Source organism: Paenibacillus sp. FSL R5-0341 (assembly GCF_037975235.1).
Taxonomy (GTDB): Bacteria; Bacillota; Bacilli; order Paenibacillales; family Paenibacillaceae; genus Paenibacillus; species Paenibacillus amylolyticus_A.
In genome coordinates this window covers 2,741,498-2,767,218 of the sequence record NZ_CP150241.1, presented here as the reverse complement: position 1 = coordinate 2,767,218, position 25,721 = coordinate 2,741,498, and the positions used below count along the sequence as shown (strand labels likewise).

General features: G+C 45.8%; 21 protein-coding genes. 3 read left to right on the top strand and 18 right to left on the bottom strand.

The window, feature by feature from the left end; genetic code table 11:
- Positions 1-268 precede the first annotated feature (268 nt).
- Together MKX75_RS12595 and MKX75_RS12590 are read right to left on the bottom strand one after the other, a co-directional pair.
- Positions 269-1,582 (bottom strand): hypothetical protein, encoded by a 1,314-nt coding sequence (locus tag MKX75_RS12595; RefSeq protein ID WP_339169829.1) that lies wholly within the window; start codon positions 1,580-1,582, stop codon positions 269-271.
- Positions 1,583-1,825: 243 nt separating this feature from the next.
- Positions 1,826-2,875: a 2,3-butanediol dehydrogenase gene (locus MKX75_RS12590; RefSeq protein ID WP_076330899.1), complete on the bottom strand. Its 1,050-nt coding sequence runs from the start codon at positions 2,873-2,875 to the stop codon at positions 1,826-1,828.
- 396 nt (positions 2,876-3,271) lie between these two features.
- Here MKX75_RS12590 and MKX75_RS12585 point away from each other — a divergent pair, with 396 nt between their 5' ends.
- Complete coding sequence (locus MKX75_RS12585; protein WP_339169828.1) at positions 3,272-4,309, top strand: LacI family DNA-binding transcriptional regulator; 1,038 nt, start codon at positions 3,272-3,274, stop codon at positions 4,307-4,309.
- A gap of 180 nt (positions 4,310-4,489) precedes the next feature.
- On the opposite strand, the gene MKX75_RS12580 is transcribed toward MKX75_RS12585, so the two are convergent.
- Both MKX75_RS12580 and MKX75_RS12575 read right to left on the bottom strand, forming a co-directional pair.
- Positions 4,490-5,452, bottom strand: a complete 963-nt coding sequence (locus MKX75_RS12580; protein WP_339169826.1) for a D-2-hydroxyacid dehydrogenase family protein — start codon at positions 5,450-5,452, stop codon at positions 4,490-4,492.
- Positions 5,453-5,482: 30 nt separating this feature from the next.
- Positions 5,483-6,070 carry a TetR/AcrR family transcriptional regulator gene (locus MKX75_RS12575; RefSeq protein ID WP_339169825.1) on the bottom strand — a complete coding sequence of 196 codons (588 nt, stop codon included), beginning with the start codon at positions 6,068-6,070 and terminating at the stop codon, positions 5,483-5,485.
- A gap of 285 nt (positions 6,071-6,355) precedes the next feature.
- On the opposite strand from MKX75_RS12575, the gene MKX75_RS12570 reads away from it, so the two are divergent.
- The gene (locus MKX75_RS12570) at positions 6,356-7,576 is read left to right on the top strand and encodes an MFS transporter (protein ID WP_339169824.1); all 1,221 of its coding nucleotides are present in this window, start codon (positions 6,356-6,358) and stop codon (positions 7,574-7,576) included.
- Between the two features lie 25 nt (positions 7,577-7,601).
- Here the strand turns inward: MKX75_RS12570 and MKX75_RS12565 are convergent, their stop codons facing one another.
- The 13 genes from MKX75_RS12565 to MKX75_RS12505 all read right to left on the bottom strand — a co-directional run bounded on the left by MKX75_RS12565 (position 7,602) and on the right by MKX75_RS12505 (position 22,804).
- A complete protein-coding gene (locus tag MKX75_RS12565) occupies positions 7,602-7,763 on the bottom strand; it encodes a hypothetical protein (protein WP_167350827.1) in 162 nt (53 codons plus the stop codon).
- Positions 7,764-7,779: 16 nt separating this feature from the next.
- On the bottom strand, positions 7,780-8,253 hold the full coding sequence (locus MKX75_RS12560) for an SRPBCC family protein (protein WP_339169822.1): 474 nt from the start codon (positions 8,251-8,253) through the stop codon (positions 7,780-7,782).
- A gap of 162 nt (positions 8,254-8,415) precedes the next feature.
- On the bottom strand, positions 8,416-9,507 hold the full coding sequence (locus MKX75_RS12555) for an HD domain-containing phosphohydrolase (protein ID WP_062834101.1): 1,092 nt from the start codon (positions 9,505-9,507) through the stop codon (positions 8,416-8,418).
- 285 nt (positions 9,508-9,792) lie between these two features.
- Positions 9,793-11,628, bottom strand: a complete 1,836-nt coding sequence (locus MKX75_RS12550; RefSeq protein ID WP_076330893.1) for a UbiD family decarboxylase — start codon at positions 11,626-11,628, stop codon at positions 9,793-9,795.
- Positions 11,629-11,841: 213 nt separating this feature from the next.
- Positions 11,842-13,173 (bottom strand): HAMP domain-containing sensor histidine kinase, encoded by a 1,332-nt coding sequence (locus MKX75_RS12545; RefSeq protein WP_339169821.1) that lies wholly within the window; start codon positions 13,171-13,173, stop codon positions 11,842-11,844.
- A gap of 2 nt (positions 13,174-13,175) precedes the next feature.
- Positions 13,176-13,844 carry a response regulator transcription factor gene (locus MKX75_RS12540; protein WP_339169820.1) on the bottom strand — a complete coding sequence of 223 codons (669 nt, stop codon included), beginning with the start codon at positions 13,842-13,844 and terminating at the stop codon, positions 13,176-13,178.
- 28 nt (positions 13,845-13,872) lie between these two features.
- Complete coding sequence (locus MKX75_RS12535; RefSeq protein ID WP_339169819.1) at positions 13,873-15,837, bottom strand: ATP-binding cassette domain-containing protein; 1,965 nt, start codon at positions 15,835-15,837, stop codon at positions 13,873-13,875.
- A 196-nt stretch (positions 15,838-16,033) separates the two neighbouring features.
- Positions 16,034-17,965, bottom strand: coding sequence for an S-layer homology domain-containing protein (locus tag MKX75_RS12530; RefSeq protein WP_339169817.1), 1,932 nt, complete (start codon positions 17,963-17,965; stop codon positions 16,034-16,036).
- A 72-nt stretch (positions 17,966-18,037) separates the two neighbouring features.
- Complete coding sequence (locus tag MKX75_RS12525; RefSeq protein WP_339169815.1) at positions 18,038-19,078, bottom strand: dockerin type I domain-containing protein; 1,041 nt, start codon at positions 19,076-19,078, stop codon at positions 18,038-18,040.
- A gap of 192 nt (positions 19,079-19,270) precedes the next feature.
- Entirely contained in the window at positions 19,271-20,563 is a 1,293-nt protein-coding gene (locus MKX75_RS12520; protein ID WP_339169814.1) for an amidohydrolase, read from the bottom strand.
- A gap of 78 nt (positions 20,564-20,641) precedes the next feature.
- On the bottom strand, positions 20,642-20,935 hold the full coding sequence (locus MKX75_RS12515; RefSeq protein ID WP_062834093.1) for a hypothetical protein: 294 nt from the start codon (positions 20,933-20,935) through the stop codon (positions 20,642-20,644).
- A gap of 74 nt (positions 20,936-21,009) precedes the next feature.
- Entirely contained in the window at positions 21,010-22,113 is a 1,104-nt protein-coding gene (locus MKX75_RS12510; RefSeq protein ID WP_339169812.1) for a saccharopine dehydrogenase NADP-binding domain-containing protein, read from the bottom strand.
- Entirely contained in the window at positions 22,097-22,804 is a 708-nt protein-coding gene (locus MKX75_RS12505) for a class I SAM-dependent methyltransferase (protein WP_339169810.1), read from the bottom strand. Before MKX75_RS12505 ends, MKX75_RS12510 begins: the two co-directional genes overlap by 17 nt.
- Before the next feature lie 129 nt (positions 22,805-22,933).
- On the opposite strand from MKX75_RS12505, the gene MKX75_RS12500 reads away from it, so the two are divergent.
- Positions 22,934-24,040, top strand: coding sequence for a helix-turn-helix transcriptional regulator (locus MKX75_RS12500; RefSeq protein WP_339169809.1), 1,107 nt, complete (start codon positions 22,934-22,936; stop codon positions 24,038-24,040).
- A 180-nt stretch (positions 24,041-24,220) separates the two neighbouring features.
- On the opposite strand, the gene MKX75_RS12495 is transcribed toward MKX75_RS12500, so the two are convergent.
- Positions 24,221-25,663: a glycosyl hydrolase family 28 protein gene (locus MKX75_RS12495; protein WP_339169808.1), complete on the bottom strand. Its 1,443-nt coding sequence runs from the start codon at positions 25,661-25,663 to the stop codon at positions 24,221-24,223.
- Between the last annotated feature and the right edge of the window lie 58 nt (positions 25,664-25,721).

The window sequence follows — 25,721 nt, the reverse complement described above, 5'->3', positions numbered from 1 at the left end:
CTGTATATTGTAACAGGTTAATCGAGTTGACTGGTTTAAGGTTATTTCTCTATCCATTTTATAGTTTCTTAATTTTATTTTCAAATTTTCGAAGTTAGGCATTCATACTAATCTTATGGACAAAAAAAGAAAGCTACCTTGTGGTAGCCTCCCTCAGAACAAACTGCTGCAGCAGTCGGCCCCTTATTCTACTACATCTTCAGGTATTTTCCCGGTCACCAATAATGTGGATGTAGCATAGTATATAATCCATAATCTTCCTTCCAATTTAATTAGCATTCACGGGAATATCACCGCGATTTACACGAAGTAATTTGCCTGACGAAGTCGATAATACATCCGGATCGGTACCGAGACCAAAATAGAAATCTCCGTCATTCTCTTCGAATGACTTGGCGTACGTGTCCTGGTTAAAGCGCAAAATCTCATTCCACGTTGTGAGATCAGTTGATTGATAGACCCTGTTGATATAGAGATTGGCACTTTGCCGGGTGTACGTAAGCACATATACCTTGCCATCCCGCAACAGCACATCCGTAGGAAGCGCCTTGGCATCTGGCAGATTAACTCGTCTTGCCTGATTAATGTCGGTCATGACATTCAAGGATTTGGGCAACAGCTGTCCATCATTGAACACGCCTCCGGCTATATAGAGCAACTTATTATTAAAGTTAACATTTTTGCCTATTTTATTATAAGGAATTGTGCCCGTTTGATAGGTTAACCCAGGCAGCATTTTGTTGCCATAGATGACAACGTCCCGTTTCTGAAGCTGTTCATTAATCTCCAGGATATTGGTTTTATCATTCCATATTTTATTGGCAGGATACATCATGCCTGAGGCATATAATTTGCCATTAAGATGGAACATCGTATACGCCCGGAAGCCAAACGTATTGATGGTCGCATATTTCTGCCAAGTTTCACCTTCATTATGAGAGATTAATATGGTTGGTTTGGAGTCCGTACCCAGCGCGGCAAACATCTTGCCCTGATAGGATGCCAGATCGTATACGTGTACACCAAGCGGCAGATTGCGATATTTGGTCCATACATCCCCATCCAGACGATAGAAGTTGCCCAGTTCCCACTGCTCACTATCGGAATCATTGCCAGGAATATATAACTTGTCGTTCAGTACTCTGTAGATATCAATCTGTTCCTCATCCACATACATCTTCGTCGATGGTAGAATGCCCGGGTTGCTGTTGGTCACCGATTGAGTCTTGAATTTCGCGTTCGCTGTATCATAATAAATGACTGGAATAGGACCTGAATTCGGCGCTACGCCCAGATTGCTGCTATTTCCGTGACCCAAATATATTTTGCCGTTATACAGTTGCATGTCCCAGACGTTATTGGCATAGGGTGTTTTTCTAAAAGGTCTCCCCAGCAGTTCAATCTTCGAGGTTACATCCGCTGAAATGATCGGTGCGTTTGACACCTTGGCAAGCCCACGTTCAGTCGCAGGTGGTTGACTCGTTGACGTATTGTTTCTCGGCTTGGAGTTACCCATAAGCATCCAGCTCACTCCTGCAACGATAGTCAAAATGACGGCTGTCCATTTCGCATGTCTCTGCATGTCCGCTTCCTCCTTCATATTTTCATGATAAATCCCTTCACACCAAGATGATACAAATTGTATCTTTTTATACTATGTAAAACCATCCGTACATGCAACAAATTCCGCCCGATCTATACAAAAAAAATAGACAATCGCATCGAAAGATACGTTGTCTATTTGTAATCATTTTATTGCCGCAGTCTACTGAATTTTTAGTAATTTCAACTCGGCTTCTTACTTCTTTTTTCGTTTGCTGCTCTATTATTCTGCTTTCACCAGAATCTTAACCTGGTTTTTCTCTTTCAGAAGCGCTTCAAATCCATGTTCAACAACTTCATCCAACGAAATTCGTTTGGTCACCAGCTTGTCTGCCGGGAAGAAACCTTTATCCATCAGACTGATGACTGCCGGGAATACATCGCGATAACCGATAATACCATTGACCGTACGTTCTTTCATGACAATCGAGTTCGGATGAATCGGTGCTTCCTGTTCGAAAATGCTGACGATCATCAATTCACCGCCAATACGTGTCGAATCGATGGCTTGTTGCAGTACACGTGGAACACCCGTTACTTCATAGGCTACGTTAACGCCGCCTTGTGTACGTTGATGGATCTCTTCCACGACATTGAACTGTGCTGGATCAATTACAATGGCTCCCAGTTCTTCGGCTTTTGCTTTCCGTTCGTCCGATAACTCGACCACATAAATATCAGATGCTCCCGAGGCCTTGAGTGCTTCAATGACCAGCAGTCCGATTGGGCCTGCGCCAAACACTGCTGCCGTATCGCCCACTTTCAGTTTGCTTTGGCGCACGGCGTGAAGTGCTACAGCTGAAGGTTCAACCAATGCACCTTGCTCATACGAGATTGAATCTGGTATAGCATGTACCATGGATTCTGCAGCAGTTACATACTCGGAGAAACCTCCTCCTCCTCCAGCGAGTCCAAGGAAACCCATCTGGTCGCACAGATTGTATCTGCCCTGTTTACAAGCTTCGCAGTGTCCACATGCATAGATTGGTTCTACCACAACACGATCGCCCGCTTTGAAACGGGTAACGCCTTCGCCTACTTCAACGACCTGTCCTGAGAATTCATGGCCCATAACTACAGGCGCTTGTTCCCCTGTTAGCGGATGTGGAGCTTGAGCTGGAATAAAGATCGGCCCTGCTGTGTACTCGTGCAAATCACTACCGCAGATTCCGCACCATTCCACTTTTATTTTGACCTTACCTTCTTCAGGATGAGGTTCATTAATATTTTCGAGACGTAAATCTTTGACTCCATGCCAACGTAATGCTTTCATTCAATTCATCTCCCAGATCATAAGTTATGATATAATCGGAAACGTTTCCGTAAATTAAATATGTCACATTTTAGATACGCTGTCAAACAAATTTCTCCACGAATATGTCTATCTCGTGATCATATCAAGTTCAATTTTGAATGCTTATACTTTAATTTTAGTTGTCTTTGCTGTATCACAAACGATGTGATTCATGTTCTAACATATATATGGTATCTGATATGACTGATTTCATCACAGAGCGATTGAAATTTAATCAAAGCCTCAGCATAAATCTGGTCCTTTCATGGGATACTTTATCGCTCAAATGTTATAATCAAGTTATATAAGCATCGTGAAATGCGTACATATCCTGATAATTCGGAATCGTTTCCGATAAAGAGAGGTAACCATACATTGAGTAAAGAACAGAAACTTACGATCAAGGACGTCGCAGAACGTGCTGGCGTGGGCATCGCTACTGTATCCCGAGCCATCAACAATTCAGAAGGCATCAGCAGTAAAACAAGAGATAAGGTGATGCAGGCTATTGAAGAACTTGGATTTGTACCGAACACCTCTGCACAGAGTCTAAAAATCCGACAAACGCACCAAATCGCGCTCGTCGTACCCGACATACGTAACGCCATCATTCCGGAAATTTCCTGGTCCGTGGAGCAAACCGCGAAGCAGCATGGATACCATGTCGTGCAGATTAATACGGCAGGCAATGCACGCACAGAACTGGAAACCATTCGTAATGTAAAAAAACTGCATGTGGACGGGCTGATCTTCATGCCCCTCGCGTATCCCAAAACTTTGCCCGGACTGATTGATAAAGCCCCCCTCCCCATCTCCATGATTAATTACGGAAAGAAACTGGAACCGGGCATGAAGGCGGATATCGTCTCTCTGTCTCAACCTGAAGGCAAATTGGTGATGGAACATCTGTTCAAAATCGGTCGGACCCGAATTGCTTATGCCGGAGCACCCAAAGACATTATTGAAGAACGCTTCCGTGCTTATGAACAGGCCGTAGGCCATGTGGATATTTCTCTCGTCTACTTTGGTGAGGACTTTTCATTGAATACAGGGGCCAATGCTGCCGATTATTTCTACGGACTTACGCATATGCCCGATGCGGTCTATGCCATTAATGATATGGTTGCCATCGGATTGGTTAATCGCTTCAAGGAGTTGGGGGTGCGTGTGCCCGAAGATGTAGCTGTAGTGGGCGTGGATAACAATCAATGGACTACCGTCTCGTCTCCACAGATTAGTTCTGTATCCATTATGGGAGAAGAAGTCGCCAGACTTGCTACCGAGCTGTTGTTAAAACGAATTCGGGAGATGAACACGACCGACTACGAGCACATTCAATTTGAACCGCGCCTGATCGTTCGCGAATCGAGCGTTGCCATGATCCGTTCTTCTTCGCATGGACCGCACCGTTAAACTTGGCGACTGAAATAGAGCAGAATACCTTACAGCTCCGGCTGAAGCTATCTCTTCATTTCTTTTTCTACACAGTTACTAAAAAGGTGTTGCTCAGGGATGGTTATTTCCTGGCAGCACCTTATCTTTCTTTGAGTCTATACAAGTACAGGGTGAATGGTTATTCAGCATATATTTCTTCTAAGGAAGCAGTTGCCTGATCGGTCTTCCCTTCAGGAACATCTCTATATTTTCTACGGTATGATGATAATCATAATTGCCACGAGTTACATACCCCAGATGCGGTGTGGCCAGAACGTTGGGCAATGTTCGCATAATATGGTTAACAGGTAGCGGTTCCTGCTCATATACATCCAGACCTGCACCTGCAATCCAACCACTCTGCAATGCCTCCACCATAGCTTCCTGATCGACAATGCCCGCTCGTGACGTATTAATCAATAGCGCATGAGGTTTCATGTGTTGAAATTCAGCTTGTCCGATTAAGTTGCGCGTTCGATCACTTAATACGAGATGAATGGATACAATGTCGCTCTGTGCAAGCAGTTGCTCCTTGGTCTCGGCCCAGATCACACCATGTTTTTCGGCTTTCTCTCGTGTCAGATTCTCGCTCCAGGCCATCACATTCATACCGAATGCTTGTGCGATCTCAGCCATACGAGTACCTATTTTGCCCAAACCGAGCAATCCAAGTGTTCTCCCATGCAGATCCAACCCGACCGTGCTCTGCCAGTTTCGATTGGAGCGAAGTGCATTATTTTCCGTAACTAATTGTCTCGACAGTCCCAGAATAAGCGCCCAGGTAAGTTCGGTCGGCGGGTTGGAGCTCCCCTCGGTTCCACACACAATAACCCCGTTCTGCTCCGCAGCCTTGAGGTCTATGGATGCATTGCGCATACCACTTGTAATCAGAAGTTTTAACCGCGGGAGCTGCGAAATGACATTTTCCGGAAACGGTGTGCGTTCCCGCATCAGGACAACCATATCGAAATCCTGCAATTCCTGGATGACTTTTTCTTCCGAGCCCATATAGTTGTTGAATGTCTGAATCTCTACCTGATCCATCAACGGACTCCAGTCCGCCGACGTCAGCGCAACGTTCTGATAATCATCCAAAACGGCACAGCGTAACTTCGTATTCATTCCCGATCTCCTCCTATACCTGCTCAATTCTTATCTATATTGTAACAAAGACAACGTAACCTGGATGCTTTGCTCTACAAAAGAGCGGTCTGGTCCTGATTTTATTAATACAGTTAATCCAATCATGGATACAACCAGAGACTGTGCAACTGCACTCGCGTTCATGTCAGCAGACAACTCTCCGCTCTGTTGCCCTCGTTCTATCGTTTCCTTGAAAAGAACACCCAGGTACATCTGATGCTCCCGAGTAAGGACAGCGAATTTAGGGTCATGCGGAGCCAGTTCAACCATCGTATTAATGCAAAAACAGCCGTGACTGGGCTCAGTCACACTTCCCTCTGCTCCAATATGTTCAAACAACCCACGAAAGGCTTCTCGCACAGAGGTGCCCTGCTGAAGTCTGGTTCTGACTTGAGCCGCATGCTGAGTGGTATACCTGCGAAGCGCTGTTTCAAATAATTCCTTTTTATCCCCAAAAGCTGCATACAGACTGGGGCGTTGAATGCCCATCGCAGTCGTCAAATCACTCAAAGATGCCGCTTCGAATCCTTTGTCCCAAAACGTAAGCATTGCAGCATCAAGTGCTTTATCCGTATCAAATTCCCGTTGTCTAACCATACAATCCACCTCTTTATGTATCGATCAGTATTTATTATATTGTAATCTCACTTTTACCACAAAGTCAAAACCTAATAACGGAAAGGATTTTTTAGTTACAATGGAATCAAAAAATCTGGCAATAACAGCGATTGGATGGTTATTCCGTCATCGCAGTCCCTGTGTAAATATTCTTTAGCTCAACTCTCACCTAAATCACTGTTGACAGAATTCCCATAATTAAAGTATGGTTATGCGGAATCATAACATACCAATCGGTACACAATAGAAAGGTGATATCCATTCATGCAAACTTCTTCCCTAGATGCACAATTATCCAACCAGGATCGTCCCGCCATTTCACGGTTAGTCGCTATTCTCTTTGCCGTGTGCAGCGGACTTGCTGTCGCCAGTATCTATTATGCTCAGCCTTTGCTGGACTCCATTGCTCAAGAATTCAACCTCTCTCCATCGTCCATAGGTATTGTCATCACAGTGACTCAAATATGTTATGCACTGGGACTGTTCCTTCTCGTTCCACTTGGTGACCTCTTAAACCGTCGCAAGCTGATTATCATTCAGATGCTCTTATCTGTGCTTGCACTGGTTCTGGTAGGAACCTCACAGTCCAGCTCCCTGTTATTCACGGGCATGGCTGTCGTCAGTCTGCTCGCGGTCATTACGCAAACGCTCGTTGCCTTTGCTGCCCACTTGGCAGCCCCTTCCGAACGTGGTCGCATTGTCGGACAGGTAACCAGTGGAATCGTCATTGGCATTTTACTTGCACGAACGGTTGCAGGTACGCTGAACGATTGGCTCGGGTGGAGATCGGTATATCTCTTCTCCGCCAGCCTTACATTACTAGGGATTGTCGCCTTATATCTTGTTCTCCCAAGGCAGCAGTCCCCTCAAGTAAAACAAAGCTACTTCCAATTACTCCGATCTGTCTTGCTACTGTACCGTGAAATGCCTGTATTACGAGTACGCGGTATATTGGCCATGCTGATTTTTACAGCCTTCAGCATCTTGTGGACTTCCATGGTTCTGCCACTAAGTAGCCCTCCACTGTCCCTGTCTCATACAGTCATAGGCGCATTCGGTCTCGCAGGAGCGGCGGGAGCGTTGGCTGCTGCTCGTGCAGGTAAGCTCGCCGATCGGGGACTTGGGCAAAAAACTACCGGCATCTCACTTGTCATTCTACTATTGTCCTGGCTGCCCATCGGTTATGTGCATCACTCCCTGTGGTTCCTGATCCTGGGCGTTATCTTGCTTGATCTCGCCGTGCAGGCTGTACATGTTACCAACCAGAGCCTGATCTACGAAGTTCGTCCCGAAGCGCAGAGCCGCCTGACGGCCGCTTATATGATTTTTTATTCCATAGGCAGTGCGGCTGGCTCCATCGTTTCTACCCAAGTGTATGCGTGGGCGGGCTGGACAGCGGTTTGCTGGTTAGGCGCGGGCGTTAGTGCAGCAGCCCTTCTGTTCTGGATGATCGATCGTTATATCAATCGGAATGCTGATCGTTGAATTAGGGCGTGAATTCAAATATGCCCTAGTCCAGTTTATTCCACACAACAATAAAAAGGGTCGCTAACGGACCAACTAACAGGGAAATCAGAAACCAGTTCCGACCACTTCTGTTTTTTCCCTGAGCCAGTCCGGCATTAATCAAGGCAAGTGTGCCCCAGCCTACATAATATTCATTATCCATCAAACGTCTTTTCTCTCCTTTATCCATTCAATTCCGGCAGTAGTTCAAGCATCGCTTTGAGCTTACGATTGCGACTCTCCAGAAATGCCTGCATGTATCTCTTGAGCACAAGTCGTTCGGTTACCCATCCCAGTAATCCAAGTGGAGCTTCGAATCGAAGTGTATCTCTCATACAAGTCATCTGATCTCCAATTACGCTGAAATGATGTTCATGTCGCATGCTCTTGAAAGCCCCTTTCTCCATCTGATCTACAAAAAGGAAAGGTCGTTCAAACTGCACGATACGGGACTTCAGCTTCTGTCTGACACCAAAATGAGTAGCCTGAAATGTAACTGTATCGCCTGCTTCAATTCTTCCTGTTGTTACTCCTGCAACTGCACGCTCTCTCGTATGTTTCCAGACAGTCTGTGTATGTACATCAATATCCCGGGCATAGTCAAAGCACTGTTCAATCGAGGCATCTATCGTAATCTCGGTTGTCACTTCAATCATGGCGATCGCTCCTTGGCAGGAAAAATAAGGTCTTTGCAAAGTATACGCTTGCTTTTCTTGTCGAACAACACATCAAGGATGATATAACAAAAAACGGGTCCCCTGTCTTAGTACAGGAGACCCGTCTTTCATATAATATTGAAATAGCAATAACTAGCGATATTAAATAAGCAATTCATCAATAGCAAGCGTACGCTCTTTGGAGAGATCACGATATTCTTCAGACTCCACTTTGATGAGCGGTTTGAAAATATCAGACGTATTGTTCATGACAATAACACCTTTTTCTCCGTTACTCAGCAAAACTTGTTTGCCGATGAAATTAGGAAGCAAATGTTGCATCAAAGCCTGAACCGGCTTTTCATTCAGTTTACCAAATCCCATTCCATAGATATCTCTAAGGTTGTTGATCAGGTTCGGATTGCTGCCGCCGTGGCTCCCGGATCTCATGCCAATATAGATATCGGCTACAGATACAATTTGGGTATATGGATGAATTTCACTTTTCTCAAGTTGCATCGGATAACCAGACCCATCTTCCCGCTCGTGATGCTGTAGAGCAACCAGCGCTGTCGCTTCATCCGTCATGGAATTTTTGATAATTTCATGACCATATATGGTGTGACGTTGCATTTCAAGCTGCTCGTCTGCTGTCAACGGTTCAGTTTTGTTCCGAATCCGGTGTGATACTTTGCACTTTCCGATGTCATGCAGATAGCCACCACGACTGATCTGATAACTTTCCTTCTGAGAATATCCGAGCCAGTTCGCAAGGTAGAAGGACAACAAACCTACCTGGATTGAATGTGTATAGTTATTGACGTCATCCCGCTCCAGCATCATCAGGAGATGAACGACATCTTTCTGCTCATCCAGTCCCTCAACCATCGGTTGCAGTGCATCATCCACCATGGTGGCGTTGAACTTGCCAACAGTCAGAGCTTCGAGAAAAGCATTTTGATAATTATGTACAGTCTGAATAAATTGGGACTTCATCTCTTCTTCAGGCGGCTCTTCCTTCGTGCTTACGCTTGACCCGGAAGCATGCTTTGCCGCTGCAGCAAAAAATTCGGCCTCAGTAATTTCCTCTTCACGTGATTCAATATCTACATAATCTACACGGTGCTGCATAAGCAAGGAGATATCCTCACTTTTGATCACAGTTCCCTTCCCGAGAACGTGTAATCCTGCATCGCTGAATGTATCCGCAGTCAGACGGTCTCCGTCTTGCAGGTTCATAATATGGATTCTCAAATCGGTATTCCCCCTGAACAATTCATTATAGTAACAGCACCCAATGGATTGGGTCCACAAAAATACCTATACTTCTTTATATCGTTATAATTCTTCATTTCATACATAGTTCAAACGACCTTAATCGCAAAGGTAAATACGAACGTATAAGACTTTATCCTCACTCCTGCATCTGATTTAGTCCCGGTTTTGAACATTTATTCACTTTTCTGTGAAAAATCGCTGTATCAGCATAAGCAAAAGAAGTTCAAACTCTTATGTTTGAACTTCTTAAAACATCACAAATTAGATTTTGATCGAACCCAGACTTGCCCCTTGAACAAAGAAACGTTCAATGCTCTTCTCCACCGAAGCATCGGGAATCAGCGGAGGTGCCTGATGAGGTTTGGTACGCGCATCAATAATAACCTGATCACAACCCCAATGCTTGTGGTCATATCCGCTATTAACCCCATACATGTCATGTGAAGGGTTGCTTCGAGTAAAGGTTGCCCATAAGAAGTTGCTGAGATTAGCACTCAAGAACGAACTGTCATCACAAAGAATGATCATCGGACACGAGTCCAGACCGCCTTGTTCCTTCAAAAGAGAGGTGAATGCTTGCATCTCCTGTGCCGTATCCTCATAACTGGTAAAAGCCGATGTCTGGATCGAAACGATGCCCGGCATGATGAGTTGCGCATTCTCATAACCTCGAATGTTTTTCAATGACTCCGGCACTTCCGTGCACAGATCGCGAATCTTGTCACCATAGGCTGCAAAAACAACTTTGCTACCGCTGTTCAGCCCTGTACCCGAGTAATCCAATGTATCAATGGTCGTATGGGTATGGAAATGAATATCCCGCTGCATATCCATGCGCTCTAAAATATAGGTCAGGAATTCAACTTCCTTATGGGTGTCCAAAGGCTGTTGATCCTCAGCAGTAATAAACAGATACTTCGCCAGACTGAGCTGCCCTGTTCCCAAAATGCGATTAGCAATCGTGAGTAGCTCTGTCGGTTGCTTCACCGCCTGATAAGGCGTGTAACGTTCACTACCAATGGCGAACAGCAATGGATGGACCCCTGCCGCATCGACCGCGTGCACTTCTTTGACGCCAGGAATCTCTTGTTTGATCGCATCTCCTGTAATCTCATGAATCAAATCGCCAAAAGCCGTATCCTCTTGCGGTGGTCGACCAACAACCGTAAACGGCCAGATGGCATTAGGTTTGGCATAGACTTTATGCACACGCATTAGCGGGAATTCATGCGTCAGACTGTAGTAACCCAGATGATCGCCGAACGGGCCTTCAGGCTTCGTCTCGCCTGGATAGATATCACCTGTGATGACAAAATCGGCATCATTGCTAATGCAATATCCGTCCTTATAACTGTATCGGAAACGACGTCCAGCGAGCAGGCCAGCAAATGTCATCTCACTGAGTCCTTCTGGCAGAGGCATAACCGCTGAGAGTGTATGTGCTGGTGGACCCCCGATGAAAATACTGACTTTCAGCGGTTCTCCCTTTTTCACCGCCTTGGCTTGATGTATACCAATTCCGCGATGAATCTGATAGTGCAATCCAATTTCCTTGTTCATTTCAAAATCGTTGCCACTCAGCTGAACCCGGTACATCCCCAGATTGGAATTCATGATTCCTGGCTTATCCGGATCTTCGGAATATACCTGCGGTAGCGTCACGAATGCCCCGCCGTCCATGGGCCAGTGCTTGATGAGCGGCAGATCCGAGATTTGAATCTCTTGCGCGGACACGGGTAGACTTATAGACTTCTGTTTCGGCAACGCCTGCCATGCAGCGAGACCTGTGCGGACATGCTGAAATGGCGTCTTAAGCGCCTTCATGGGATCGTCACGAACAGCCATGACCCGTTGTACGCCTTCCAGCGTACCGCGGAACATGAACTTGCTTCGCTCCACTGTGCCGAACAGATTCGATACGGCCTGGAACTTTGAGCCTTTTACATTTTCGAATAATAACGCCGGGCCTTTAGCCTCGTGCACTTTCATGTGGATCGCTGCCATCTCCAGATGAGGATCAACCTCTTCTTTGACCCGAATCAAATGACCGTGCTGCTCCAGATCGTTAATACAATCTTCCATATTGCGATATTTCATTGGATGGCTCCATTCTGTGTATGATTAAATTAATTAAGTTCATAGATTCACATAACGTCTCTTCTATTTTATCAAATGATCCACTGCTAAACAAAACTATATGTGAAACTTTGTCGCAAATACAAATATCAAAAAAAGCAATATGGCAGCAATCCGAATCCTGAACGCGCAGGGACCGATTGTTTCCATATTGCTCTCTCTGTTCTGACCTGCCTAAGATGTAATAACCGACCTGGGAATCGTGACAATAAATTGCGTACCTTTTCCTACTTCGCTCTCTACATCAATTGTACATTGATGCAACTTCAGAATTTTAATAACAATGGATAACCCTAATCCGTTACCTCGAAGCGAGCTGCTCCGCGCTTTGTCCACCATGTAGAATCGATCAAAGATATACGGCAGAGCTTCCTCAGGTATTCCTTGTCCTGAATCTCTAATCAGTACCTTCACGAATGAAGATGACGTCTCAATCTCCACATGGATGGTACCACTAGAACCGGTGTATTTGATCGCATTGTTTATTAAATTTTGCCAGACCTGATCAAACAAATCTTTGTCCACTGTGATCTCGCAGGGCAGCAAATCCAATTCGATCTGGATGTCCTTCTGCGCCCACTGCGGCTCCGCCAGTAAGATCGTCCTTCTTAATTGTTCATCCAACTGGAATGTGGTGAAATGAACCGGATGATGCTCGGAGTCTAGCGAGGCTAGCCGAAGCAGATTATCACTGAGCCTCGATAAGCGCAGCGTTTCCTCATAGATGATATCCAAATGCTCTTTCTGCTCTTCCAATGGAATAACACCATCTTGCAGTGCTCTGGTAAACCCTCTGATCGATGTTAGCGGAGACTGCATTTCATGAGAGACGTTGCTGACAAAGTCATCACGAACCGAATCGATTTTTTGCAATTCACTGGCCATATGATTAAAGCTCTCCATCAGTTCCCCAAACTCATCCTTATTATTATGCTTCAGGCGGACAGATAGGTCTCCTGATGACATCTCCTTCGCTGCAACCGTTAATCTCTTAATCGGTTTCACAATGTACCCGGACATTAACAGAATTAATAAGCTACCAATGACCAGTACCGTTAACAGTGAGGTTAAGAGCGTGTTTCGCAGTGTATGAAAAAGAGAAGAGAAATCGCTTTGGATCAGAAATGTGCCGATCCCCTCGCTCGTTCCGGGAACACCGATGGTCGCGATTCCTTCTTTACTGGACATAAACATTGCATCGGTTGCACCTGCCTCAAATAATGAATGAACTTTACCCTCTGGCAAGGAAGACAACTCTTCACTTTGTTGATTCACGGGAGTAATATTCAAGCCGTACCGGGCAAAGATACCCAAGCTGGATTTCACTTTTTCCGGATCATCAATCAGGTTAATCATTGTGGCGATGTCTTCAGCAAAGGTAACCATTAATCGATCTGGCGTCTTTTCTGGTGCCCCAGCATTTAGGATAAAGGAGAGAATCAGACTCACCAAAACAATCCCAATAAAAGTAGCTACGATTCGAAGTCGCAAGCTTTTCCTCAACATGTTCATGCCCGCTCCAGGCGATATCCAAGTCCTCTTATCGTTGAGATCACTAGCTCAGGTACAGGTTCAAGCCGCTCCCTTAACCGCTTGATATGCACGTCAACCGTACGTTCATCGCCTTCGTAATCGATACCCCATATATCATCTATAAGCTGTGTACGTGTGAATATTTTCCCTGGCGAACTCGCCAGAGAAAATAACAATTCACATTCCTTCTTTTTCAATTCGATGGTTTGACCATCCACAACGACCATCAGATTGCCCAAATCAATCGTTACACCACTAATCTGAATCATGTTCGATGAACTTTTGTTATATCGTTTCAATAACGATTTTACACGCAGGATTAACTCTACCGGATCAAAAGGTTTAACCAGATAATCGTCTGATCCTGCATTAAATCCTCTGACCTTGTCCTTGGATTCTCCCTTGGCAGTTACCATGAGAATCGGGATATCCAGATAAGATCGGATATCTTCGGTAAGTTCAATGCCGTCTATTCGCGGCATCATTACATCCACAATTGCCAGATCAACTTTCGTATGAGACAGGATATCTAATGCCTCTTGCCCGTCTGGTGCTTCCAGCACGGAAAATTGATTCTTTTCAAGATAGATTCGGATTAATTTGCGGATATGGGAATCGTCGTCCACCACCAGAATCGTGTTCATGTAGCCATTATCCTTTCCGCAATTGGTTTTATTCGTATCGCAAGGATTCCATCGGGTCCAGTTTCGCAGCTTTTGATGATGGCATCAAACCGGCCACGATACTAATCGCTGTACTTACCACGATACCGAACAAGATATAATATCCTGAGAGATTAATGAGTTTTGCTCCAAACGCATTGTCCAATAGAATATTTAACACATAACTAATGACCACTGCAAAGATTACCGCAATAATACCACTAAATACCCCTAATAAGGCAGATTCGGAGAAGAATATTCGCTTGATATCTTTCTTTCTCGCTCCAATCGCCCGAAGGATTCCGATCTCTTTCGTCCGTTCCACGACACTAATATAGAGTACTACCAGTATCATGATACCGGATACGATTAACGAAATGCCTGCAATTCCAGCAAGTACAATGGAAGCCATACTTACATATGTCGTGATATTCTCCATGACCTTGGCCATCTGGGAGCCTGCGAAGCCAGCGTCAACAGCAGCTTCATTGATGTCATTTACATATTTCATATCGGTTGCATAGGCGTTAACCTGAATCGGCCCGATCGTTATTCCTTTATCTGTATACATTGGCTCCAACGTCTCTGATGAGATGTATCCCGGGGATTGTTGCATTGGAGAACGTGGATCTGCTGCTTCATAGATTCCTGAGATCGTAACTTCTTTCTCCAAAGTTACTGGTTTATTATTGCTATCCATCTCATTGATATATAGAAACACCGACTTGCCGATCATGGATTCAGCTTGGTCATTTCCGCTTAATTGTTTCGCCGTATCGAGAGGTAACAGCATCTGATTTTCTACAGGAAGGACCCCCGTTGTCATCAGTGCTGGATCAAAAGCATCCGTTAACGTCGTTAACTGCGTGAGTCCCACACTTTGTTCTTCATTCACCATAGTCGATTTTCCTGTAATGGTTGTGATCGTCTCTACATGATCCACATTAGGAAAATTGCGAATTGTCTCAACATCAGCTTCGGTGAACGGTTCACCTGGTGCCATCAAGGCCTCGGGGCCTTGCATGTTCTTCGCTTCTTCACTCGGCTTCGTTATATCCACGAGTAAAGGGTCCATACTTGAATTGATTTCGTCATTCATATACGTCGTTATACCATTCCCCAAGGAGAGCATCAGGAGTACACTTAATATACCTATAGATCCTCCCAATGCTACCAATACATTACGTTTGCCGTTGAGTTTCATATTTTTGAGTGCCATCTTGAATGAAGCAAGCAGGCTTAGGCTGCGGGAAGAATCCTGACCACTCTCGTAAACAGCCGTAGAAGGATCTTTCAGGTGAATATCATCACTAATGCGCCCCTCTTCAACCTTCACAATACGTGTACCGGAGTCAGCGACTTTCTGGGAGTGAGTTACGGCAATTACCAGCATTCCCTTTTTGGCTATACTGTCGAGCAAAGCGAGGATTTGATCTCCGTTTTCCCTATCCAGAGCACCTGTTGGTTCATCTGCGAGAATAATATCCGGATTGTTGGATAACGCCCGTGCGATGGAAACCCGTTGCTTCTGACCGCCGGATAACTGGTTGGGACGTTTGTTCAGATGATCTTTCAGTCCGACCTCTGTTAATATATCAACGGCACGTTGATTCCGATCCTTCTCATTGGTATCCGTCATTTGCATTGCAATCGTCACATTTTCGAGGACTGACAGATGCGGAATCAGATTGAAATTTTGAAAGACAAAGCCGATATTATTCTTCCGATAATCATCCATTTCTTTCTCGGTCATGGCACTTAAGTTCTTGCCACGAACAACGACGTCCCCTTCATAATCGGAGTCCATGCCACCAATGATATTCATCAGCGTGGATTTACCACAGCCAGATTCACCTAGGATGGAGACAAACTCCCCCGTCTCAAAGCTAAGGTTCAAACCGTGAAGTACTGGAACTCTTTCTTTTCCATATAAGGTGTATGATTTCTTCACATTTTTAACTTCAAGTATTTTCATATGGATCTCTTCCTCTCCTGATCATGCACAATATCTATCTATTTGATGTTTCATATCGTAACAAATTATTGTGAACTGATAATGAACTGGACCATTGCACCTATAAGAGGTTGTTCAAAAAGAACTATATGCAAAAAAACACCTACAGCTTGCTTGAAATAAACATTTCAAGTAAGTGTAGGTGTCCAAAATTTGATTAGATTAGTCCAGCTTTTGCAAGTAACCTTTTCACAATCGCTGCTGATTGTGCACGACTAATGTCTGCATCTGTCATCAGCTTGCCATCATCGCCTTGTACCAGCTCTTGTTTAATCGCCGATGCAACCGGCTCAGCTGCCCAAGCCTGTACTTTAGCGCTATCGCTGTATGTGCTCAGCAGACTTGTTGTCTCTGACGTGTCGGCCTGTGCCAGACCGACCAATTTCATCGCACGTGACACAATAGTCAGCGCTTCAGCACGAGAAATTTCGTTGTTCGGACGGAAGCTGTCGTCAGCATAACCTGAGATCAGACCGTAGGACACAGCCGTCTGAACCTCATCCTCATACCAGCTGCCTGTCTTCACATCCGTGAACGATGCCGCTTCTGTGCTGTTCGGAGAGTGCAGACCCAAACCTCTTAACAGAACAGCCGTGAACTCTGCCCTCGTAATACTCCGGTCCGGCGCAAACACGTTCTCACCAGTACCTTGTACGATCAGACGGGATGCCAGGTCCTGTACGTCATCACGACTCCAGTGATTCGTTACATCACTGAATGTTGCTGGATGATAGATCAGGGCATAAGTGCTGTTCGTCAAGCTGTTAATAATAGCAGAATCTTGCCCGCTACCTTTGATAACCTTGGTCGGCACATGCAGAAGGCTGCCATCTGCCTGAAGTACAACCCCTGTCGTGATCTTTGAACCATCGACACCTTCTGGCAAAGTAATAGAGCGCTCTACATAGGAGTTAAAACGATCCACATTGACTTGCTGTCCATTCCAGATGGCTTTCACTTCAAAATCAACCGGAGTTGCAACCACTGTAGTGTTCTCCAGCTTGTCTGCTGCGGCCTGAATTGCTGTTTGCTTAGATGTAGCACTAGGCACAATAGCGATTTGAATGGTGATATCTTCCAATGGAACGGTGCTTCCGAATTGGTTCAGAACCTGATCTACCTGAATCTGGTTAGCTGGGAGGGTGTACGTACCACTATCTGTCTGAATGACAACTTCGGCATTACTTCCTTCCATCGTTTTGACTAGCTTGCCGTTCAGTTCACCAACGACCGCGCTCTTGCCAGTACCTGTAATCGGCAGCAGAAGCGTTCTTAGTCCACTTCCAATTTGATTGATGACTTTATTATTATCCACGTGAACAGTCGTAGTAACCTGATTGCCTACCGTTGATGTGGTAGCTGTCGCTGATTGTTCCTGTTTCTGTCCATTCACATAGATATCTACGCCTTTGGTTACCGCCGGAGTCGATGGAACTGGGGTAACCACGGGTGTAGTTGGCGATACACTTCCTCCCGAAGAGGAACCTGGAGAACCCGAATTGCCACCACCTGAGTTTGCTGCTGTAATTGTGATTGTTCCACCGGACAATTCAGTGTAATTTTCATAATCTACGTTCGTGAAATTCCAGTGTTCTGCATCTTCACGATTTACCGTGAGTTTTTTCGTTCCTGGAGCCGCATTATTTTTGGCTTTGACCTCAATATCAAACAGCTGCTGTTCCACAGGGACTGGATGTTCACCTGCAGTCAAATCAGCCCAGATGATCCGTACCCAGCCAGCTTCATTATCAATCTTATAATGAAAATTTGATTCATTGTTTTCTACTATGGATGGAAAACTGCCGCCTACATATTTAGGCGTGATACGCACGATCTCCAGTGCAGACGAATCATAATCAATCTGCATATTATAAGCGGTAACTGCCGCATAATGCGGTTGTTTTAACGTCACAGGAACATGCACGCTCTGCCCAGCCTGTACGCTGACATCCGTAAACTGTACCTGTGATGGTTCCATCGGCTCCGCCCCTGCTACACTCGGCAATACGAGTGACGAGAGTAACGTCAGTGCGATCAAACCTGACATTGTTTTTCTGATTCTTGGACGTTTCTTTTTCGGTTGAAGCATGTAATAACCTCCATAGTCTGTATTAATTGATAGATGGCACTGATGAACGTGATTGTTATCCCCTACTTAATGTCAAGGGGGTGATGGAGGTCCTTCAACAGCTTGTTTGCCAACAATTGTTACTGTTCTTCCTTGGGGTTGCTCATCGGAAGTAGATTGAGGTGTGATTTCGAGGAAAAGGTATTTCCCCACGTCGTTAGCAGTAATGGTGTACTCAGAGCTTGTTGCTTCCGGGATCTCTGTCTTATCTGCTCCCGTTGCATCCGAACCCTGGTACCATTGATACAGCATCGTATTAGGGTAATCTCCATCTGCGTCAAAGTATTCGACTGTACTGGTTATGTTGACTCCGGTCTTCATCTCACCGATTAGCTGAGCATTCAATGCATACGGTGCATCGTCCAACTGCTTAAATGTCAATACATAACGGTTATCCTTGGCACCAAGCTTTGCAACAGAATAGCCTTCCAGCAAAGCCTGAGGATCAGACCAAAAAACTTCACCGTCTCGATTAATATCCATCCGATTCATCTCAACAGCAGAATAAGAGCGACGGTTCAATTCGTTACGAAGATGCTTCAATAGCGCTGCTGCATCCGCAGAATTCACTTTGCCATCATTATTCACATCCCCTTGTTTACTGATGAACAGCTGGATGTTATCCGTAACTGTAGTCTGTGATGCAATGTGGTTGGCTGTTATCGTAATAGTGACAACACCGGATGAAAAGGGAGTAACCACCAATTTATTATTTACATCTACATATACTTCAGCAACATTACCATTATTAGCATCATATGAAGAAGCCTTAATCGTATCGAATTGATCGGATGGAAAATGATTGCTTAAATCAATTAACACCGTTTTATCCGAGGCTTGAATTGAACTCAAAGGCCTGATCGAATGAAAATCCGGATCTTCTGATGATCCGTTAAGCCAGTGAATATACTCACTAAGTACAGGTCGTGAAATAATGATATCTGAGCCAGCCGCACCCGCATTGACCTGCGGAAGCGTTCCACCTATAGGCAGCGCAATGCCCAATCCGAGTGCAGTCAACATGCTTTTTTTCAATATCGGCTTAAGCCGTTTTTTGTTTTGTTTCCCCTTCAATTCATGTTCCTCCTCGTGTACATTTCAAATTTGAACAACTACATGCTCAGTATAACGAGTCATTCTGAACCGATTCTGAACAGGTCCATGGAACTATTCCCAATTGTAGTTCGACAAAAAACGCCATGGATTAAGCCTCCATAGCGTTTTGAATACAAATCATTTTCCAGTTTGGATCAAATTGATCTAAAATTAAATTCCCTCAACGATTCGTTTGGCTCTAACCTTCACCTCACGGTAAAGTTCTTCCTCATTGATCGTGAGCAGCTTTCTGCCTCTCATGAGGATCTGACCATTCACGATCGTGGTGTCCACATCTGCACCGTTTACACTATATGCCAGTAGCGACTCTACCGCATGTACCGGTTGAAGATGTGGTTTCGCCAGATCAATCAGGATCAGATCAGCTTTACGTCCTGCTTCCAGCACACCTACTTCATGCTGAAGGCCAAGAAGATTAGCACTTCCGCGTGTAGCCATGTGTAGAACGTCCTTGGCTGGCAAGCGTGTGGGATCACCATAGTCCAGCTTTTGCAGCCAGGTCGCGGCTTTGATCTCCTCAAACATATCCACGGTTGTGGCACTTCCCGCTCCATCCGTTCCCATTCCCACGTTAATGCCTTGGGCCGACATCTCAGTAATCGGAGCAATTCCACAACCCAGCTTCAGATTACTGACCGGATTGTGCGCTACACCGCCGCGCATGCCCTTCAATCTGCCGATATCCCTTCGATTCAGGTGTACACCATGTGCAAGCAGCACGTGTGCCTGTTCGAACATCCCCGCCTCTTCCAAATACTCTGTCGGCGTCATACCATAGCGCTCACGAATTTTCATGACTTCTTCCTTCGTTTCAGCCAGATGAATATGCAGAGGAATATCCTCCGCGACAGCCATGGCAATGACTTCACGGAGCGGCTCCACGGGACAGGTGTAGGGTGAGTGCGGTCCATACATCGTTGTAATCCTTCCCTCGGCCGCTCCAGACCAGCGCTCTACAAGATCGATTGCCTCCTGCAACCTGCGTCCACCATCATCCTCGAGAAATACCATCCCGCGTGTAAGCGATGCCCGCATCCCCGTTTGCTTAACCGCTTCTGCAATCTCATTCATATGGATATACATATCCGCAAAGGTAGTGGTACCGGAGCGAATCATCTCGGCAATGGATAACTTAGCACCCCAATAGATGTCTTCGGGGTTCATACGTGCTTCAGCAGGTAGCATTTTGCGTTCGAGCCAGTCCATCAGCTTCAGATCGTCCGAGAATCCCCGGAGCAGGCTCATCGGTGTATGTTGGTGGGCATTTATCAGTCCCGGCATGGCAACCTTATTACGGCCATCGATAATCTCGTCTTGCGGTTGAGGCAGAATGTGGTCCGCAATCTGCGTGATGCGATCTCCATCAACACGAATATCCCCCGTGAAGGGGGCATCGGCGTCTTTCATCGTTAAGATGGTCGCTTGCTGAATCAATATACTCATTACATTCACGGCTCCTCTGGATTGGTTATCGTTCCTTCCATATCCGAGAGTAAGCCTTCACGTAACGGCAAGGTCAAGTCATTTTAAATTTTGGATCGTCATCTTTCTGAAACTTTGAATAAAGGGTTTGGGATCGATTTCAACCATGTAAGGATACACGCCTGTACTTGTGTGCAGATAGAAAAATCCACCTTCATCGCCCATTCGTCGAAATGACATGTCAAACACCTCAGTGATATTGAACTCGCGGTATTTGGTCACGATTTTATCTGAATACAGAATCATGGAGCGGGCATTCATCTCAATCTCTTGGGCGAGACCCGTCACTTCTCTCTGTACTTTATAATAAGGTAATACAGCAACGCAGTTCATGATCTCCCTCCATTCATGCCATGATTATTGTTCCATCATAGCAGATCGGAGGGTACCCGCAAAAGAACATGAAGCTAGGTGATTTTGGTTGTCACCTTTAGTGGCGTATGAAGTGCATCCTGAATGTCTTGCAAAGAAAGAACCTGTTCAATATGAAACACACCATGTGGCAGCTCTGACTTTGTTCTATATACGCGTTCTGCCACGGCTGCTGCCACGGCCGCTGTCGCATCTGCTTCTCTATGGCCAACAAGCAGTTGTTCGACGCGGACTTGCTCACCATTTTCCCATCCTACGGCATCGACCTTGACTGCATACATTGGCTCCCCTCCAGGAATAAGGCCAAATGCCTTAACTGTTCCATTGCGAATAGACGGGACACGCAGCAACGAAAATAACCCTGCAAGTTTGGAGATTGCCATAGATCTTGTGATCCAGCGGGAGTCCAGACAGAGTCTGGTAGATACGGTTGGAATCCGTAACGTCCGAGCAACCACATGCTGATCCGAAAAGTTAAATCGATAGGCCTTCCGGTTCCCCAGCTCCGCTCCAAAATCAATCCTTTTGCCATCTCCGAAACTTTGTACCTCAGCAGGCTTGCCCTTTTGCATCACCTGGTATGTGGCATTCATCTGATCAACGGTCCATTCCACGGCAGCCTTCCCGTGTTTCTCGCCAAGTCCCAGCATCACGGTAATATCTGCTTCCTCCACCTGATCCATATGCATGGTCGCTTCACGTACTAGCAGATTCGTGACTCCCGGTGATAATCCAACGCTGAGGATCGCGGTCGATTTGGAACGTTGCATTTTGGTGTGCAACTGTTCAACCTGAGCGAGAAAATCATATTTTGCAGAAATATCAATATAATCGGTTCCGGCTTGTGCACAGGATTCAACAAATCGGGTATCGCTCTGGTCCACACACATGATGACCAGCTTCACAGACCGTAACATGGATGGTTCCACAGGTCGTGTTACATCCAGTTGAAGCGGCAGTACAGCACCACCAGTCGATCTGCTGAATTCTTCCGCACGGTTCATACGCGTACCCGCTGCCCACACTTTACCCGGGAACAGTTTCCCCAGCTGAGTACATATCATCTGCCCTACTTGACCATAACCACCAACCACCCAGATCTGATCTTTCACAGACTTCACGTTAGTTTCGACTTGCATAATACCCCTCCACCCAGAACGCCCCGAAGTAACGTGTAATATGTGAAAAACCGCATTCGGTCAGTAGCTGAGTCATCTCTTCAGAGGATATGGGATCGGATTCACGGCCCAAGGAAGCAGCAAAACGCTCCCACTCTTCAGGAAGAACACCTGCACTCAACATGTGATCCTTCCAAGCTTGCATCATAGTTGGATGTGCAGGTGAACGAAGATCCGCATTTACAGCAGCAATGATCAGTGGTGCACCCGGTTTAAGTCTCGTTGCGAGGCTGGTCAGAAACGTTCTCTTGGCCTCCATCCCCTGAAGGAAATGTAACATGAGCATGCTTGTCGCCCCATCATATACATTATCCTCCGGCAATTCTTCAACCGTGACAGGTTGCAGCTTCACTCTGGAACCGATGCCTGCTTCCGCGACTCGTTTCTCAGCAAGTTGCAGCATGGGCAGTGAAGGATCAACACCGGTCATTGTCCACTCCGTATGGCGTGAGCCAAGCAGAGCAATCTCTTTTCCCCCTCCCGCTCCGGCTATAAGTATATGAATATCGTTGTTATCCGCAAACGATGCTGCAAGCAGCCGTTCCATTAGATCATGCATATGAGAATAACCCGGAATTTTCAGGGCTATCGATTGTTCGTAGCGATGTACATCTGCCGTTTCCCAGCTCATGGGTGATGGATTGTGACTCATGGATACTACACTCCTCTTGAATTGAAGTTAGACTTGACTCGTTGTTCGTCTAATTTCATTATAGAAGGATACACCGAACCTACAATCCCAGAACATTGGGATAAAAGCATAGCGAGAGGAGATATCTTGTTGACATCACGTATTGATCGGAACCACAGACTTATCACTTCTCTTGAAAAAGGAACCTGGACCTCGCGTACCTACCGGGAAGCTGTTCTGAAGCAGATCCATTCGGCGGTGCCTTACGATGCTTTCTGTTTCACCACCGTTGATCCTCTGACTTTGCTCTCCACAGGAGCTGTGACAGAAGATGGCATTGAAGCCATTCATGATCGGTTATTCATCAATGAATACATGGAAGAAGATATACATAAATACGCTGAATTAATTCGCAGCGGTGAACATACAGCTACCCTTCATACTTCGAACGCAGAGCCTGAACAAAGCCCACGTTATATCAACATTCTTCAGCCAGCGGGGTTTGGTGATGAACTGCGCGCTGTATTAGTCAGTGGAGACGCTTGTTGGGGATACCTGACGCTGTATCGCAAGACTGAGAGTTCTTTGTTTACAGAGGAGGAACGGTCGCTGATTCAGAGCTGGACTACTTCTATTGCATCCATGCTACGGTCCACAAGTCTGACACTTGTGGATGAGATCACGAGCGGAAGTCCTGAGGAACCCGGAATTTTGATCACCTCGGATACGTTCCAGCTCTTATCCCTGAACGCCCCGGCTCAATATTGGCTGTCCCAATTACGCACGCTGGAACATGTAGGGCCGGATGTTCTGCCCCGTCCGGTACGTGCAGTCAGTTCCCACTTGCAGCGCAAGAATCAGGCTGAACGGGCTGAAGATCGTCAACTCACTCCCAACTCGCCCTCCAAAGTCTGTATCCAACTTCCGGATGGGCGTTATCTCATCCTTCATGCCAGTCTTATGCAACAGCTCGGAGGACCGAATCAGATTGCTATTCGTTTGGAGCAGGCAATGCCGCAGGATTTGTTGCCCTTGCTCGCCGAAAGCCATGGATTATCCAGTCGAGAACGGGAACTGCTCGGTTATGTGCTGCGCAGCTATTCTTCCAAAGAGATTGCTGCCGCGATGCATATTTCTGTATATACAGTTCAGGATCATTTGAAATCCATTTTCGCCAAAACCAAGGTATCTTCACGTCGCGAGCTCATCTGGTATTTCGTATCCCGTTTCCAGTTATCGGATGAGCCGGCTATATAAAGCCTGACAGGTAAGCAATTCACTCTACAGTTCCAACTCACTTGGGTTACCAAAGCAAAAAAAGCCACCATTCAGGCGACTTCTTAAGCGACGATATTCTTGTCCTTTGGGGTCGCTTGCTTATTTTCCCCGTGAGCGGATAAGGGTACGAATGCTCTATTGGACAGATTAAAATCACACTTATGTTGGTTTCACTTCCACTTCATTGGTATGAGGTCCGAGAATAACATCCCTCTCCATAGAGAAATGTTGTCCATTAACAGTTACATTCTCAAATCTCACATTCTCTACCTTCCGCGTTTCATCGTAGCCTTCGATATGGGATGGATTCAGACAGCTACCGTTATACGTAATATTTTTGAAAAGAATATCACGGATCTGTTTCCCTGGAGCAGGATTGTATTTTGCATTTTGCAGCACTCTCACATTGAACAGTTCACCCAATTCGAAAGGTTCAATACGGATATTCTCATACACTACGTTCTGTACCGTGTTGTTATCTCCGGCATTGATCGCAAGACATCCCCAGTAATCCGGCTGTGGTTCGTGATGCTCGAGGATATCAATATCGCTGAATACAATATCCTCAATCACATCTCCATCTCCTTCATAGTTGCCATGTGTGCCTATATTGGCTGGGTGCGCTACATCTGCCCACAAGATCGAACGGGTAACACGAACCCTCCGGGTATCGCCTTGATACTCATCCCGTGAAGCATAGATCGCAATACAGTCATCAGAAGTACGCAGAAATACACTGTCGATGGTTACATCTGAACAGGCCATCATGTCAATGCCATCCGACCAGCCACGTGTACTAAATGTTTTTATATTACAAATATCTATTGACTCCGATTGACCAATCAGGACTGTATAATGGGGCGGATCGATAACCGTAATGCCTTCAATGGATATATTTCGGGCATAACTGATTTCTACCCCACGATAAAAGGTCGTTTTCTCAAAATCGGAAAGGTACAGAATGCCTCTGCCACGAATGACCACGTCCTCCACATGACTGCAAATAAATCCCCCATAGATGACTGCGCCGCCGGCGATATAGATCATTGTATTTGAAGGTACCTCTAAACGGGATGTATCGAAATGATGGATACCGGGTTGAAAATATATCACTTTGGGTTTCACTGCTGAACTCACATCTGCCAAATTCCTCAGAATATCTACCGTGTTATGCATTCCCGGTTCAAGCGGCAGAACACCCTCATCCGATACCAGCGGGACATCTTGTTCCAGAGGATTAGCAAAGATATGCAGATTGTGGAATCGATCTCCGTCCACTTCCAAGGATAGTTGCCGCGGACCTTCCAGATGAAGCAACATACGGTTTGCTTCCAACTCATAGCTTAATCCTGTTGAGATTGGGCGGATGATCGCAGCCTGAACACTCCCTTCATTTTTCACAATCTCCAGTTCCACCGGCCCATTACAATCGAACGTGACCATCGATGCATTGCGGACATCATGCATATCGACCTTCACATTGTAGCTGAACAAAGGTTGCCACTCCCCACCTGGCTTGCGGACATTCACGGTGAAGTCCGGGTTGACTACAGCACCAATCGGGGCTGGATAAACCACTAAATGCGTATTTACAGTCTGCATATCCGTTCTCCTCCATACCTTGAGATGAGACAGTTAGCAGATGAGCACCGTTCCCAGG